The organism is Halorientalis litorea (assembly GCF_023028225.1).
GTDB lineage: Archaea > Halobacteriota > Halobacteria > Halobacteriales > Haloarculaceae > Halorientalis > Halorientalis litorea.
Map to the genome: position 1 here is coordinate 2,725,791 of NZ_CP095482.1, position 15,737 is coordinate 2,741,527.

At 65.4% G+C, this 15,737-nt stretch carries 13 protein-coding genes and 1 pseudogene; 6 read left to right on the plus strand and 8 right to left on the minus strand.

Annotated elements, in window-relative coordinates; translation table 11 throughout:
* The first annotated feature begins 90 nt into the window (after nt 1-90).
* Together MUG95_RS14550 and MUG95_RS14555 are read left to right on the plus strand one after the other, a co-directional pair.
* Complete coding sequence (locus MUG95_RS14550) at nt 91-1,788, plus strand: thiamine pyrophosphate-binding protein (protein WP_247008942.1); 1,698 nt, start codon at nt 91-93, stop codon at nt 1,786-1,788.
* A 70-nt stretch (nt 1,789-1,858) separates the two neighbouring features.
* On the plus strand, nt 1,859-3,607 hold the full coding sequence (locus tag MUG95_RS14555) for a sensor histidine kinase (protein WP_247008943.1): 1,749 nt from the start codon (nt 1,859-1,861) through the stop codon (nt 3,605-3,607).
* Here the strand turns inward: MUG95_RS14555 and MUG95_RS14560 are convergent.
* Nucleotides 3,604-5,025 (minus strand): FAD-binding oxidoreductase, encoded by a 1,422-nt coding sequence (locus tag MUG95_RS14560; protein ID WP_247008944.1) that lies wholly within the window; start codon nt 5,023-5,025, stop codon nt 3,604-3,606. The genes MUG95_RS14555 and MUG95_RS14560 overlap by 4 nt on opposite strands.
* A gap of 141 nt (nt 5,026-5,166) precedes the next feature.
* Here MUG95_RS14560 and MUG95_RS14565 point away from each other — a divergent pair, with 141 nt between their 5' ends.
* Nucleotides 5,167-6,138: a quinone oxidoreductase family protein gene (locus MUG95_RS14565; RefSeq protein ID WP_247008945.1), complete on the plus strand. Its 972-nt coding sequence runs from the start codon at nt 5,167-5,169 to the stop codon at nt 6,136-6,138.
* Nucleotides 6,139-6,181: 43 nt separating this feature from the next.
* Nucleotides 6,182-6,874: a hypothetical protein gene (locus MUG95_RS14570; protein ID WP_247008946.1), complete on the plus strand. Its 693-nt coding sequence runs from the start codon at nt 6,182-6,184 to the stop codon at nt 6,872-6,874.
* A 6-nt stretch (nt 6,875-6,880) separates the two neighbouring features.
* Here MUG95_RS14570 and MUG95_RS14575 read toward each other — a convergent pair whose 3' ends face one another.
* From MUG95_RS14575 to MUG95_RS14590, 4 genes and pseudogenes are all read right to left on the minus strand, one after another.
* A complete protein-coding gene (locus MUG95_RS14575) occupies nt 6,881-7,573 on the minus strand; it encodes a 6-hydroxymethylpterin diphosphokinase MptE-like protein (protein ID WP_247008947.1) in 693 nt (230 codons plus the stop codon).
* A gap of 589 nt (nt 7,574-8,162) precedes the next feature.
* Nucleotides 8,163-8,555 carry a PIN domain-containing protein gene (locus MUG95_RS14580; protein ID WP_247008948.1) on the minus strand — a complete coding sequence of 131 codons (393 nt, stop codon included), beginning with the start codon at nt 8,553-8,555 and terminating at the stop codon, nt 8,163-8,165.
* On the minus strand, nt 8,552-8,758 hold the full coding sequence (locus MUG95_RS14585; protein WP_247008949.1) for a DUF7557 family protein: 207 nt from the start codon (nt 8,756-8,758) through the stop codon (nt 8,552-8,554). The genes MUG95_RS14580 and MUG95_RS14585 overlap by 4 nt, the downstream gene beginning before the upstream one ends.
* A gap of 42 nt (nt 8,759-8,800) precedes the next feature.
* Nucleotides 8,801-8,955, minus strand: a pseudogene (locus tag MUG95_RS14590) (tyrosine-type recombinase/integrase); the annotation flags it as partial.
* 198 nt (nt 8,956-9,153) lie between these two features.
* Between MUG95_RS14590 and MUG95_RS14595 the strand changes: the two are divergent.
* Nucleotides 9,154-9,678, plus strand: coding sequence for a DUF8114 family protein (locus tag MUG95_RS14595; protein ID WP_247008951.1), 525 nt, complete (start codon nt 9,154-9,156; stop codon nt 9,676-9,678).
* A complete protein-coding gene (locus MUG95_RS14600; protein WP_247008952.1) occupies nt 9,675-10,391 on the plus strand; it encodes an RNA methyltransferase in 717 nt (238 codons plus the stop codon). The genes MUG95_RS14595 and MUG95_RS14600 overlap by 4 nt, the downstream gene beginning before the upstream one ends.
* A 10-nt stretch (nt 10,392-10,401) precedes the next feature.
* On the opposite strand, the gene MUG95_RS14605 is transcribed toward MUG95_RS14600, so the two are convergent.
* The 3 genes from MUG95_RS14605 to gatE all read right to left on the minus strand — a co-directional run bounded on the left by MUG95_RS14605 (nt 10,402) and on the right by gatE (nt 15,641).
* Nucleotides 10,402-12,144: a PPC domain-containing protein gene (locus MUG95_RS14605; RefSeq protein ID WP_247008953.1), complete on the minus strand. Its 1,743-nt coding sequence runs from the start codon at nt 12,142-12,144 to the stop codon at nt 10,402-10,404.
* 60 nt (nt 12,145-12,204) lie between these two features.
* Nucleotides 12,205-13,683, minus strand: a complete 1,479-nt coding sequence (locus MUG95_RS14610) for a DUF7504 family protein (protein ID WP_247008954.1) — start codon at nt 13,681-13,683, stop codon at nt 12,205-12,207.
* Between the two features lie 77 nt (nt 13,684-13,760).
* Nucleotides 13,761-15,641, minus strand: coding sequence for a Glu-tRNA(Gln) amidotransferase subunit GatE (gene gatE / locus MUG95_RS14615; RefSeq protein ID WP_247008955.1), 1,881 nt, complete (start codon nt 15,639-15,641; stop codon nt 13,761-13,763).
* Nucleotides 15,642-15,737: the final 96 nt, after the last annotated feature.

Genomic DNA, 15,737 nt, shown 5'->3' on the forward strand with positions numbered 1-15,737 from the left:
TCAGCGATTTTGCCCCGAGATAAACAGGTGAAACCGCCGCCGACCGTCAGTTAACTATTTTGCCCGTGCCCCGCCACAACGACTATCTCCATGACAGACAGCTACACGGGTGCCGACTTGTTCGTCGACGCGATGGAGCAGTACGGCGTCGAGCACGTGTTCGGCAACCCGGGGACGACGGAACTGCCGGTGATGGACGCGTTGAGCGACAGCCAGTTGGAGTACGTCTTGGGACTCCACGAGGACATCGCCGTCGGCATGGCGTCGGGCTACGCGAGTACCCGCCGGTATCGAGCACACCACGACGAGAGCGTGATGCCCGCGGGCGTCGTCAACCTCCACATCACGCCCGGCCTCGCCCACGGCATCGGTAACACCTACGCCGCCGACTTCGCGGGTACGCCACTGGTCATCACCGCCGGGAACCACGAGCGTGACTTCCGCCACGAGGAGCCGCTCCTGCACGGCGAACTGGAGGAGATGGTCGACCAGTTCACGAAGTGGAGCGACGAAGTGCTGGACGTGGCCGCCCTGCCGACGATGCTCCGGCGCGCCTTCCGCGTCGCACTCACCCCGCCGACCGGTCCCGTCTTCCTCGGCCTCCCGATGGACACGATGCTGGCCGAGACCGACCCCGATGAAATCGAACCGCTCGGGCCGATTCCGACCGCTGGCCGGGGCGACGCCGCACAGATAGACCGGGCCGCCGACCTGCTGGTCGAGGCGGACGACCCGGTCCTCGTCGTCGGGGACCACATCGCCCGCTCGGGGACCGACGCCGTCGAGGCGACCGTCGACTTCGCGGAGGCCGCCGGCGCGCGCGTCCACGGCGAGATTCTGGCCTGTGAGGTGAACTTCCCGACGCGTCACGACCAGTGGATGTCTCACATCGCACCCGACGAGGGCGTGGCGAGCATGCTCATGAGTAGCGACACCATCGTCTTCGCGGGCACGTCGACCAACACGACGCTGATGCGCCACGACGACGACCTCGTCGACCCGGACACGACTTGCATCCACATCAGCGACGAGGCGTGGGAACTCGGAAAGAACCAACCCGCCGACGCCGCCGTCGTCGGCGACCCCGGTTTGGTCATGGAGCAACTGGCCGACCGTCTGGACGACCGCTTGCCCGAGGACGAGCGAGAGCGGCGTCTCGACGAGGTCCACACGACCAAGCAGGCTCTCGCGTCGACCATCGAGTCGATGAGCGTCGACGAACGGCCGGAGGGCGACACCCGCGCGGGGAAACACGAACTGGTCGACACGCTCTCGGAGGTTGCCGGAGACGCCTACATCGTCGACGAAGGTATCACCGCGAAGTACCCGCTGTTGCTGCGCTACGACATGGAACCCGAGCAGTTTATCTCCAACAAAGGCGGCGGCCTCGGCTACGGACTGCCCGCGTCCGTCGGTGCGGCCTTGGCGGAATCGCTGACCGACGACCCGCGCGACGTCATCGGATACATCGGGGACGGGTCGTATCTCTACTACCCACAGTCTATCTACACGGCGGCGCGTCACGACCTCGATTTGACCGTCATCGTGCCCGACAACCGCAACTACCGCATCCTCAAGGACAACACCATCAAGATGTTCGGGGGCGACGACGACGACCACGACTACGTCGGGATGGACTTCGAACCGCCCGTCGACCTCGTGAAGAACGCCGAGAGCCACGGTGCGCGCGGGCATCTGGTCGAGACACCGGACGAAATCGCGCCGGCCGTCGAGGACGCGCTCGACAGCGACGGACCGGACGTGCTGGACGTACTCGTCCACGACTGAGCGGCCGGAACCCACCGGGCACCGCCGGATACCGGGGAATTATGTCGTCGCCAGTGAAATCTCCCCCACGGTGATACTGCCGAGCAGTCCCGTGGGGACCGCGGTCGTCGGGGGGTCTCTCCTCGCCGGCGTTGCGACGCTCGTCCTCGTCGCGTATCTCGCTCGCCACCGCGGGAAACCCGGTGCGGACTGGTTCATCATAACGCTCGCCGCACAGGCACTGTGGTGTTTCGCCTACGGATTCGCCCTCGTCGTCTCGGACCCGACGGCCCGGAAGTTTTTGGAGGGTGTCGCGTGGGTCGGGATATTCTGGACCGGCCCGCTGTTCTTCGCGTTCAGCCTCGACTACACGGGTCGTGGCGACATCGTTCGAAGTTGGCTGTTCTCGCTGGTCTTCGTGGTTCCGGCGGTGACGACGGTGCTGGCACTGGCGATGTCCCCCTACGGGCTGCTGTGGTCGAACTTCGACATCACGTCCGAGTTCGGCCTCGCAATCGCCACGTACACCATACAGCCGTGGGGGTTTCTGGTCGTCCTCGGCGGCACCGGCTGTGCCGCCGCCGGCGTCCTCATCCTCATCGAGACGGTGTTCAACTACGGGCCGCTCTACCGCCGTGAGGCGACTGCCGTCGCGTTGAGCACGCTCGCGCCCTCGGCGGCACTGTTGCTGTGGCTGTTCCGAACCGGGCCGGTGCCGTACCTCAACCTCGCGCCGGTCTGTTTCATCGCCCACGCCGCACTCGACGGCTACGCATTCGTCGGGTCTGGAATGTTCGAGACGAACCCGACGACCCGCCGAGCGGCGGAACGCTCCGTCGTCGACGACATCGCCAGTCCGATTCTCATCTTAGACCCCGAACACCGAATCGTGGAGGTCAACGACGCCGCGGCGTCGACGTTCGAGATAGGCGAGGAGACGGTCCTCGGCACGCCCGTCACGGACATCGTTCCGGTCACGGTGAGCAACGACGCCGACCAGTACACCGTCGTGACCGAGGCGGGCGGACGCAGGCGCGAGTTCGCCGTCGCCGTCTCGCCGCTGACCGACCCGGCGGGGACGGCAGTCGGCCACACCGTCGTGTTGCAGGACATCACCGACCAACTCCAGCGCGAGCAACGACTGTCGGTTCTCAACCGGATTCTTCGGCACAACCTCCGCAACGAGATGAACGTCATCGTCGGGCAGGCGGACCTGATAGACCACGCGAGCGAACAGGCACAGGTCCAAGACTCAGCCGAGCTAGTACGCGAACGAGGGCAGAAACTCCTCTCGATGGGGGAGAAGGCGTACGACTTCGAGCGACTCCGGGGGACCGAACCGAGCAACGAGCGGGTCGACCTTGCGGACCTCGTCCGGGGAATCGCCACCGACCTCCGGCGACGCTTCCCGGACGCGGTGGTCGAGACGGAGACGGGGACGACGACGCTGGCCCGGACGGACCGGGAAATCCTCTCGCTCGTCCTCTCGAACCTCGCGGAGAACGCCATAGAGCACAACGACGCGGCGACGCCACGCGTGACACTCTCGGTCCACCGCGGCGAGACGGGTGAGGCACCGGTCATCGACGTGAGCGACAACGGGCCGGGCATCGACCCGTCGGAACTCACGCCCGTCGAGATGGGACAAGAGACCGATTTAGAACACACGACGGGCATCGGTCTGTGGGTCGTCTCGTGGGGCGTCACGGAACTGGGCGGTGACGTGACGTTCATCGAAACCGACGACGGCACCACGGTGTCCGTCAAACTGCCGCCCGGCGCGATGGCCGATGTCGACGCACCGCAGGAGAACCAGCACAACGAGTGGCCGGGGCTTTAATCGTCTGACTTCGCTCGCACCCGCTCGCCGTCGGCAGTCTCGGGGAACACCTTCCCGGGGTTGAGCGTGTCTTTGGGGTCGAACGCGCGCTTTATCGCCCGCATCGCCTCGACGCTGTCCGCGCCGTGTTCGAGTTCGAGGTACTGCCGTTTCCCGCGCCCGACGCCGTGTTCCCCGGTACAGGTCCCACCCATCTCGATGGCACGCTCGACGACTTTCCCGTAGACTTCCTCGCCCTCCGCCACGTCCTCTGGGTCGGAGTAGTCCACGAGGACGCTGTAGTGGACGTTCCCGTCGCCGGCGTGGCCGAAGCAGGGGATTGTCTTGTCGTACTCCTCGCCGAGTTCCTTCGCGTAGCGGATGATGTCCGGGAGTTTGCTGATGGGGACCGTCACGTCGCCCGCGTGAATCGGCAACTGCTTGGGGTCCCACGAGCGGGTAGCGAACGCCAGTTCCCGCCGGGCCTGCCAGAGTTCGTCCATCGACTCCTCGTCGGCCATCTCGAACTGGTCTACGTCGTGGGCCTCGAAGATAGAGCGACAGAACTCGATTTCCTCCTCGATGCCGTGGTTGGCGTGGAACTCCACGAACGTCATCGGCGTGTCGGGCAGGTCCAAGTCGAGGTAGTCGTTTGCCATCATCGCGCTCACGTCGTCCACGAGTTCGATTTTCGCCACGTCGACGCCCGAGCGCACGGCGTCGAAGACGGCCTCGGTGGCGTCGTCGAGCGTCGGGAAGATGGCCCGGCCGCCCCGTATCTGCTCGGGCCGCCCTTCGAGTTCGAGCGTCGCCCGCGTGACGACGCCGAGCGTCCCCTCGCTCCCGATGAGGAGGTTCTTCAGATTGTATCCGCTGGACGTTTTGACCGCCTTCGACCCGGCCGAAATCACGGAGCCGTCCGCCAGCACGACTTCCAGTTCGAGGACCCAGTCGGCCACCTCGCCGTACTTGACCGTCTGCATCCCGCTGGCGTCGTTGGCTATCATCCCGCCGATGGTCGAGATGTCCCCCGAGGATGGGAGTGGCGGGAAGAACAGGCCGTCTGAGGCCGCGGCCTCGTCGACGGCCGACCCCATGACGCCCGGTTGCACGTCGATTTGGAAGTCGTCGGGCCGCACGTCGAGTATCTCGTCCATCCGGGTGAGGTCCATGCTGATACCCTCGTACTCCGGGACGGCGTTGCCCTCCAGACTCGTCCCGGCGGCGTAGGGGGTGACCGGGACGCCCCGGTCGTTCGCCGCCGCGAGGACCGCGGACACGTCGTCGGTCGATTCGGGCCAGACGACGGCGTCGGGGGTCACGCCGGTCTGTTTCTGTTCGGCCGCCCAGTCGGCGGCGTGGTCATCGCGGTCCGAATCACCGAACGACACCTGCGCGTCGGGGAGAATCTCCGTCAGAAACGAGCAGTCGTGAGGCATACTTCCAGTCTGCGGCCGCGCCATCTTAAACGTATGTCGTAGCCGCCGCTAGCACTGGCCGCTACACACGACACTTCCCCGACGTGTTTTACCGAGCCGACATGGCGTATTTTTATACTCCGTGGTTACCATTGTTAATCTATGAAGGTAGCAGAGGTAACGGAGTTCGGCGACAGCGACACACTCGAAATCACTGACGAGGAGAAACCGGAGCCGGGGACGGGCGAGGTACGCATCGAGGTGCGGGCCGCGGGCATCAACTTCGCGGACATCATGCAGCGGCGGGGTCACTATCAGGGCGGACCGGAGCCACCGTACGTTCCGGGGATGGAAGTCGCGGGCGTCGTCGACGCCGTCGGTGACGGCGTCGGCCGGAGCGTCGGCGACGAGGTGATGGGCTTCGTCGAGGAAGGTGGCTACGCCGAGTACGCCAACGCCAACGCCGCCGGTCTGTTCGACATCCCCTCCGGGATGTCCTTCTCAGAGGGTGCTGGCTTTGCGGTACAGTTCCTCACCGCCCACAACTGCCTGTTCGAGTGGGGTGACCTGACCGAGGACGAGCAAGTGTTGATACACGCCGCCGCCGGCGGCGTCGGGACGGCCGCCGTCCAGCTCGCCAGCAACGCCGGTGCCGAGGTGTTCGGTACCGCCTCCACCGACGAGAAGCTGTCCCTCGCCGAAGAGTTGGGCTGTGACCACCCCATCCAGTACACTGAGACGGACTTCGTGGAGGCTGTCAACGACGCGACGGACGGCGACGGCGTCGACCTCGTGTTGGACGGCATCGGCGGCGAGACGACCACCGAGAGCCTGAAGGCACTCTCGCACTTCGGCCGGATGGTCTCGTTCGGGGCTGCCTCCGGCGAACCTGGACAGCCGAACACGGCCGACCTCCTGTTCAACAACCACACGGTCATCGGCTACCACCTCGGACAGGCGATGTACCGTGACCCCGGCCGCGTGATGGCCGCGGTGCCGAACCTGACCGAGCAACTCGAAACCGGTGCCCTCGAGGTCATCGTCGGGCACGAGTTCGACCTGAGCGAGGCCGCCGAGGCCCACCAGTTCATCGAGGACCGCAAGTCGAGCGGCAAGGTCGTTCTCGTTCCCTGAATCACCCGCCAGCGTTAGGACGGGGTAGCTCCAAGTGACGGCCATGACACGGCAGGCCGTCGAGGAGACGTTCGAGGAGTTCATCGACGACATCATCGAGGTGTCGCTGTCGGAGTTCGACGTCGTCGCGGCCTTGCAAGGGGGTTCGAACGTCGGGAGCCGCCTCGTCAGCAACCTCCTCAAAAACAGCGACCGCCTCAACCGGAAGGTCATCCAGCCGGAACTGGCGGACTACCGGAACCAAGTGACGACGCAGTTCGGCGTGTTGCTCGACTACGCCGAGGACGACGGGGCGACGTTCGCGGAGTATCGCGACGCGGTGCTCGAACATGAGGTTTACTACCACCAACTGCGCGATGACGTGTCCGAACAGCGACGGGAGGAAATCGTCGAGGCTCTGTTGACCCGTCAGCGTGACCTCATCGAGGCCGCACAACCCCTCGTCGACTCCCCGGAGTCGGAGTTCTGGGCGGCGGCCGAGGACAGCATCGACTACGAACGCGCGACCGACCTCGTGGAACAGCACTTCACGTTCACCGACCCGCTTCGGGAGTACCCCGACGCCTTCCGGTTCGACGTGGCTGTCGACACCGGCGACATCGTTCCGGGACTGTTCTCCATCGGCTTCCCGACAGTGACAATCGAGTACACAGACGAGGTGGTGCGAGCACTCCAAGCGGCGGAGGCTACCGTCGTGGAGCGGACGCTCGAAGAGGTCGACCGCCGGTTCGCCTGACTGCCGTCAGCCGTCGACCGGGAGCGGGTCAGTGTCGATGCCCGCGCGCCTGCCGTCGAGCAGACCGAACCGCTCATTCCGGCGGCGTTCCAGCCAGTAGAGGAGTCGCTCGGCCCACGCGAGTTTCCGTGCCTTCATCCCGTCTACGTTCGGGTCCTCGAACTCCCAGCCCACGAACTTCAGCCTGTCCGCGCCGAAGTGGTCGGCGAAGAACGCCGCCCTGTCCCCGTCGGTGAAGCCGCCGAAGTTCTCGACTGGTCCCGCCGGTGCGGCCTGCGTCGTCGGCAGGACGCGCCCGCTCGGTAACTCGGGGACGTACCGCTCGACGGCCGGAACGTTGTCGCCGTGGGCGTGCGCCACGACGGTGACGCCCTGTTCCGCGAGGGGGGCCGCCCGCTCTGGGGCACCGTCGAAGTCCGTCACGAGATAGTCGACGCCGACGCCCGCCGACTGGAGGCGGTCGGCGGCCGACGACGCTGCAACCACCGCGTCGGCGGCCGCGGCCGCGTCTGCCTCGGCTTCGAGCGAGGGGGCGGCCCCGGCAATCGCCACGTCCGCACCGTCGAAGTCCACGCGTGCAGTATCGAACGGAGCGACTAGGTCGGCCAGTACGTCGCGCGCGCGCCTGTCCGCCCCCCGGCCGAACCCGAAGTCCGCGAGGATTGACTCGTACACTGGCTCCCACGCCTCGAAATCCATAGCTGTTGCTCGGTGTTCGACGCCTATATAAATCGGGACGAGCCGAAATGGCACGACCTGGTACCCCTACCCGGGTGCCCTTTCGGCTTTCACGCGGAAGTTCATGCGCATCTGCCATAAGTTTTCTCTTAGTCAGACGGCAAATCTCCGCTCTCGGTGTGTGAGTTGCCCCCGCACGCCCGTCTCGGCCCGTGAGCGTCTGACATCTGTCACATACTCGAACTCCTGAAATCGGTGTGGAGTGTCTGGGCCGTCAGTTCGTTGGGTTAGCTCTGCAGAAGGCGAGTTAGGGACGCTCACGCAGGGAGGGGCGTCGAGATTTTCTGATCCTCGTTCTACACACGTAGCCGGAACATGCCGCGTGCAATTTGACCCGGCGTCGAGGATACTCCGGGCTACTCGGTGCCGGTCGTGGCTGAAGGCCAGCACGGTTTTCAAGAAGTGGACGTATCCAGCGGGGTGGCAGGCCGGATCTGTTACAATTCGGGTGCTACGCCGAGGAACCGACTAAGAGCAACTACCACCGGCATACTCTCCAGAAATATGCTTAGCCATGCGTTACACTTTTCACTGCGCGGTCTTCGGGCGGTCAGTTCTCGTGCAGGTTCGTGACGGTCATCAGGTCTTCGAGGTGGGAAGTTTGGAAGTCAGAATCGGCGACCACGAACTCAGCACCAGTTGAGCGGGCGGTGGCGGCTATAAGCGCGTCTGGTGTCGTCAGACGGTCGCCGTCGCTCATCACTTCGTCTTGGAGCCGAAGGGCCTCAAGAGTTATTTCCTCTGTTAAATCAAGGGCCTGAACCCCGCCAAAATCACCGCGCAACCCCTCTATGTCGGTCGTCCCTGACCCGAGCCTGTTCTGAATCACTTCGTATACGCAGATAGTCGAAGTGAAAAACGGTTCACGCCCATCAAGATACTCGACTGCGTAATCCGAACCTTGCAGGTAGTCGATGATGGCCGACGAATCGAGAAACGTCATCGGCGGTCGTCCCACTCCTCTCGCGATTCTCGGATTCGCTCTTTGGCGCGTTCTGCCCCTTCTTCTGACCATGCTCCAGCCTTGATGGGTTCTTCATCGGCAGTCACTCGCATCAAGAACTCGTCCCACGTCTCGTCGTCTCTTTTTCGTCCGTCGAGTCGGTCTTTCGTCTCGGAATCAACCGGGATTGAGGTTCGGCTCATACTAATTCATAGTGAATTTATCGTATTGTATCTTCCGACGACTTACACCGTGTCGGAGTGGTCGTACTTCTGTTCGGTCGTCGCCAGCCGCGAGTGCCTGAGCCGACTCCTGACGTTGTAGCGGATGTACCCGTCGTAAGCTGGTGGAGCATCCGGTAGGCAACGCTGTGCCGGAGCGTGTGAGCTGTCACGTCGTCGCGTCTCGGACGCGTCTTCGAGCAACCGCAGTTCGGTCCCGTGGTAAGTGACCGCGATCGAGGAGAGCATGCCCCCGCTCGGCCCTGTGTACCCACGAACGGTGTTGTGCTCTCGTTCTCGGCCACAGGCTGCGAGATGAACCCCAATCGCTGGGGGAAACCCGCGCCGCTTATGCCCGTCACTCGGCTACGTCGGTTATGGGCAAGGTCAACATCGGCTTGCGTGGATGGCGGTTCGAGGAGTCGGAGGTGTTCGACGCGGACGGTGACCTCCGACCGCTCGGGACGATGGAACCGGACACCCGCGAGCGAATCGTTCGCCTCGCCGCGATGATGGGCGAACCCTGTGACGCCTGCTACCTGATTCACGGCGACGAGGACATCGAACAGTGCAACGTCGCGCGGGTCATCTACGGCGAACCGCTCGGCGAGGTGTTGCTCTGTACGGACCATGAACCGGATTTCCTCTACTGGTTCCGCGAGGCGGGCGGCAAAGCGTACGCCGGCGACACCGAACTCGAAGACGCCTTCCACGAGTGGTTCGCCGACGGCGGCCGCGCACCCGAGGATTACGGGAGCCTCGACCACGTCAACACCGACCCCGACGAGATTCCCGACCCGGACCCGGCCGAGGAACTCCCGTCGCTCGAAGAGGAACTGGAGAAGATGGAAGACGAGAGCTTGGACGACCTCGGCGTCGACTTGGACGACCTCGACCTATGATTTCGGTGGCGGTGGTCGGCGCGACGGAACCGGGCAACGTCGGCACCATCGCCCGGTCGATGAAGAACTTCGGCCTCGGGGACCTGTTGCTCGTGGACCCGCCGGAACTGGACCCCGACGGCGAGGCCTACGGCTTCGCCGGTCAAGCCCGCGAGGACGTACTCCCCGAAGCGGACACTGTCACCTTCGACCACCTCGTCGAGCACTACTACACCGTCGGCTGTACGGCCACGACGAACGAGGACGCGACGAACCACGTCCGGTACCCGTTCCTGACCCCCGCGGACCTCACCGAGGAGTTACGCGGCGTCGACACCGACGTGGCAATCGTCTTCGGCCGCGAACGCGTCGGTCTCACCAACGACGAACTCGCGCGCCTCGACCGAGTGTGTTCCATCCCGGCCAGCGACGACTATCCCGTGTTGAACCTCGGACAGGCGGCGACGGTGGTGCTGTACGAACTCCGGTCGCTGACGGTCGACGCGACACAACACCCCGAAGAAGCACACGAGCGGGCCGACGAGCGCGAAATCGAAGCCCTCCACGACCAGTTCGCGGACATGCTCGTCGGCATCGGCCACCCGGAACCAAAACGTGCCAAGGCCGGGCGACTCTGGCGGCGACTGCTCGGCCGGGCACACCCGACCGGCCGCGAAGTCAAGACGCTCCGCGGTATCCTACGACGGGCGACACAGCGAGCGAACGAAGAGTGAAACCGCCGTACTACGCCATCGACCCGCCGGACGGTCCGAGCGACAACTCGTAGGCAAACGTCGCCTCACGACTGAAACTCGTGGCGACGATGGTGTACTCGCCGTCCGTCGAGAGCGTGGTCTGAATCCGGGAGTCGAGGCCTTGGTAGTCGTCGTTCTCGGCGACGACAGTGCCGTTGGGTGCCAACAGGATGAGGTAGGTGTCGTCCTCGCTCTCCATCTCGATGGTGATGTCGTCCCCTGCCTCGCCGTCGAAGGTGACCGGTTCGTAGAACCCGCGATAGGCCCGCGATTCGGGGTCGTCCTCGCTTATCGCACCCTCACGGGTCTCGCCGTACTCGATGTTCCGCAGGTCGGCACTCAGGTCCACATCCTCTTCGACCGACAGCGACAGCGAGTAGTCGAACGTCGCCTCCCGGTCGTAACTGGTCGCGATGATGGTGTACTCACCGTCCTCGGGGAGCGGGGTCTGAATCCGGGAGTCCAGGCCTCTGTGGTCGTCGTTCTCGGCGACGACGTCGCCGTTCGGACCGTAGAGGATGAGATAGGAATCGTCGTCGCTCTCCATCTCGATGGTCACGTCCTCGCCCGCTTGGCCGTCGAAGGTGACTGGCTCGAAGTGGCCACGGAGGAACGGTGCGCGAGGGTCGTTCTCTTCGATGCGACTCTCACGGGTCTGGCCGGGCGCGATGCTCCGGAGGTCCGGCCCCGCGTCCGTCCCGGCCCCGACGGTTTCGACCGATAGCTCGTAGGGGAAGGTGTCCTCACGGCTGAAACTCGTGGCGACGATAGTGTACTCGCCGTCTTCGGTGAGCGTCACTCGCTCGATGGTCGAGTTCAGACCGTCGCTGTCGTCGTTCTCGGCGACGACAGTCCCGCTCGGGTCGAGCAGTTGCAGGTACGTATCACCGGGTTGGGACCCCATCTCGATGCGGACCGTCTGCCCGGCATCACCGTCGAAGGTGACCGGTTCGTAGAACCCGCGTCGGTCCTCGTCGTACGGGTCCGTCTTGTCGAGTTCACCCGTCTCGGTGCTGTTGAGGTCGATAGACCGGAGGTCCGCACCCTCGGTGTCGAGCGTCTGCAGTCGGAGCGTGTAGTCGAACGTCGCCTCGGAGCGGAACCCGGCGGCGACGACGGTGTACTCGCCGTCCTCGGGAAGAACGATGCCACGGACTGCCGCGTTCAGGCCGTTTTCGGTGTCGTCGTTCTCGGCGATGATGTCACCGTCGGGGCCCACGACGAACAGGTACGGGTCGGCGGGGCGACCCTCGTCCGAGCGTCGCGGCGGCCGCGGCGGGTACGGTTCGCCCCCCGTTCCCCGGTAGCCAGCCCGCATCTCGACGCCGACGACGTCACCCGCAGACCCCTCGAAGGTGAGTGGTTCGTGGTATCCGCGGTAGGACTCCGACTGCGGGTCGTCGTCGTCGATGCTGCTCCTGATGGTGTCACCGTACGCTACCTCGCGAGCGTCCTGTACCGGGTCACTGACGGCACCACCGGCGTCGCTGGCACTGGCACTGCCGCCGCCGCTCGCCGACCCGCTCGTCTGGACCGGGGCTGGCGTCAACGTGGCCTGCTGTGTCGCGCCGGTGTCTCCGGGGAGTCCCGTTCCCGCAACCGGGCCAGCGACCAGCCCGGCGACGAGGAGCGTGCCCCCGGCCAGCAGCAGTATCGCTGTGAGTCGCTTCGTCGTGAACCTGTTCGACGTCTCGTCCGACTGGTCGCTTCCGGGCCACTTGGAGGGCTTCATACGAACAGGCACACGTACAGACACTCCAGATAAAGTGTTTCTGGAGTGTACGATAGTCGTTTAAGTCACTTGTAGTCCGCTGTGGTGCTTTCCGTTCGGTGTCGCGTACCGCTCTGCCACGTAGTTCGCGATGCGGTCGGTGAGGTCGGCCCGATACGTCCAGAACCCGTCGTACGTCCCGGGGCCACTCTTCTGGACCAGGAGCGCGGCTCTCCCCTCGGGGTCTCCCCCGCCGTCGTAGACGACGAACCACGAAGTACCGATTTCCTCGTTCGTCGTCGGGTGGGTCGTCACTCCATCCCACTCCTCCGGGTCCGTGTCGGGTGCTCCGTAGACGTGGACCTCCACGCCGCTCTCCGCGAGTCGCCGGTAGACGCGCCGTGCCTCGTCGTCGCCCCAGAGGTTCGACAGTCGCTGGAACCCGGCGTGGAGCGTCCCGCTCCCGGCCCGCCACGCCTCCATCTCGATGACGTGACTGATGTCGACGAGGAACGCCCAGTCGGCACCGCGGGCACCGAACGTCGAGCGACTCAGGTCGGTCAGCAGTGCCCGTGCGTCCGTCTCCGGAGCCTCGATGTCCCCCTCGACGGCTTCGAACGACGCCAACAGCGACTGAACCGGCTCCGCGCCGATGAGGTCCGAACCGCGGTGGAGCATCGCCACGTTGTGCGGGGTGTCCTCGCGCAACGTCGTCTCGCGAAACGCGACGTTGATAGTCTCGCAGTGGGATTCGAGGGCCGCGAGACGGGTCGGGTCACCGTCGTAGTTGTACACGGTCAGTTGCGGCCGCTCCGTCGCCACGTCGTCGATGACAGCCTTCAGCGACACCGGGACGCTCTCGGGTTCGGTCGTCCCCTCCGACTCCGCCGTCGTGCCGACGCCGACTGGCTCGGGACTCCAGTCGGGTACGGGTTGCCACTCCTCGCCCACGTCAGAGAGGCCACGGATTCGGGCCTCCGTCCCGTTCTCGCCGTCTCGGAGCGCGAGTTCGCCGTCGACGAGCGTCTGGACCTGCCCGAAGGCTTCGTCCCCGAGCGTGTCCGTCTGGACTGCGAACAGGCCGAGCGCGTTCGCCGTCGCGAGCCGTCCGACGAGGACGTGGAGGAACTGCCCGACGCGTTCCGCTTCGGCGTAGAGGAACAACGAAGTCAACGAGGACAGACAGACCCGAATTCCCGTCGCGGTCCCGTCCGTGGCGAGTTCCGAGAGGAGCGTGGAGACGCCGACACCGATGCCGGTCAGGTCCGCCGGCGACGAGACGTAGTGCGTCCAGTCGTCGGCCGCACCGGAGTCGGGTTCGCCGGTACAGTCCACGACTGCGAGTTGGTCCGGGTGGTCGCTGTGGCGTGCGTACTCCCGCCGGATTTTGTCGGCTCCCGCGTCCGTCGAGACGAAGACGGCCACCTCGCCGTCCGCGGCCCCCTGCGCCAGAAACCGGAGACAGAACTCCCGCTTGCCGACCATCGGCGGCCCGGAACACATGAGCGTGGTGCCGCCGGGGACAGAATCGCACGGAAAGAGACCGGATGTAGTATACATACTAGTAGTTATAGCCGAGCAGTTAGAAACGTTGCGGCAGAAATTGCTTCAATTCGGGCGCGCGGTCGGCGGGACCGTCAGTTCGCTCGTGCCTGTATCTCCTCGCGCAACACTTCACTCACCACGTCGCCGTCCGCCTTGCCGCGGAGTTCGCCCATGCACTCGCCCATCAGCCCCGAGAACGCGCCCATGCCCTCGGTCTCGACTTGGTCGGCGTTGCGCTCGATGACAGCCACGACTGCCTCGCGGACGGCGTCCTCACCCGCGCTCCCGAGGTCCTCGCGGTCGGCGGCCTCTGCGGCCGTCAACTCCGGCGACTCCGCCAGTGCGGTCAGCAACTCCGGGACCCCCTCCTTCGCGAGGTCACCCGCGGCCACCAACTCGAAGACGCCGCGGAAGTGGTCGTCGGTGAGGTTCTCGACGGGCACGTCGTCCCGGCGCAGTTCCGTCACGTCGGACTCGACGGTTCGGGCCGCGAGGTTGGCGTCGACGCCCGTCGCGACGGCGTCCTCGAACAGGTGCCACCGCTGGCCGTAGGCGACCTGTTCCGCCAATCCCTCGCCGAGGTCGAACGCTTCGCTGTAGCGGTCGACCTTCTCCGTGAGCAGTTCCGGTGTCTCCACCTCGGCAACGTCGGGTTCGACGGGCGGCACGTCCGTCTCGGGGTACATCCGCGCCGCACCCGGCAGGGGACGGAGGTACCGCGAGGTGGCGTCCTCGTTGGCGTCGCGGGTCTCCTCGGGGACGCCCGCAATCGCCGTCTCCGCCCGCTCCGCGACGGCGTCGATGGCCATCTCGGCGGTGTCGGGGTCGTCGGCGACGATGGCGACGGCGTCCTCGGGACCCGCCCCGACGGCCTCCCGGAGGTCCGTGACTTCGGCTTCGGTGACACCGTAGGCCGGGAGTTCGTCGGTGTGGAAGATGCCGCCCGCACCGTGCCGCTTGGCGTGGTCCGAGAACTCCGTCCCGAGGCGGCGGTCGGGTTGAATCTCCCGGCCGACGAGGCCGTCGAACCCGTAGAGGGGGACGGCCTGAACGACGCCCCCGGAGGAGAGCGCGCCGCCGATGACCCCCGAATCCGTTCCCTCGAACACGTGTGTCACGTCCCGCGGGTCACCGACTGCCGCCCCACGTTCGTCCAGTTCCGCGGCGATGTCGAGCAGTTCGACCTGCCGGCGCGCCTCGTTGTGGACGATGTCGTCGATGTCGTCGAGGCTCTGGACGCCCTTCAGTTCGATGCGCGCGCCGTCGGCGATTGAGACGTTCACGTCCTGCCGAATCGTCCCGAGACCGCGCTTGACCTTTCCGGTCGACCGCAGTAGCATTCCGATGCGCTCGGCGGCCTCGCGGGCCTGTGCTGGGGTGGTGATGTCCGGTCCCGTCCCAATTTCGACCAGCGGAATCCCGAGTCGGTCGAGGCTGTAGCGCACGCCCGCGTCCGTCTCTTCGACGCGTTGGGCGGACTCCTCCTCTAACTGCATGTCCTCGATGCTGACGGGGCCGTCCTCGGTCTCTATCTCGCCGTCGGTGGCGACGAGCATCGACCGCTGGAACCCCGTCGTGTTCGAGCCGTCGACCACTATCTTCCGCATGACGTGTATCTGGTCGACCACGTCCATGTCCAGCAGTTGGGCGATTTCGAGTGCCGTCGTCGTCGCCTCCCCGTCGACGCGGGCCGGCGGTTCGTCGTCCTCCTCGACCAGACAGGTGGTGTCGTAGGCGAGGTACTCGAACTCGCGGTCGACGCGGCTCTCCTCCAGCGCGGCCTCGTCTATCTCGCCCAGTTCGGAAGCGGTGGGGTGGAGATAGCGCGTGAAACTCCGCGCCGACTCCTCGGGTTCCCGAAGCACGGTCGGGCACTCACAGAACAGTTTCGTCGCCGTGTCGAGTTGCTGGTGTATCTCCAAGCCGGCGACCAGCCCCAGTTCCTCGTAGTCGAGGGTGTCCGCGTCAGTCATTACCCGTCCGTGGGAGGGCGGAGTGCAAAAAACACACCCTTCCGCCCGGTCGGCGCGCCCGGCAGACCGGCCCGGTATAGCGACCATCATATACCT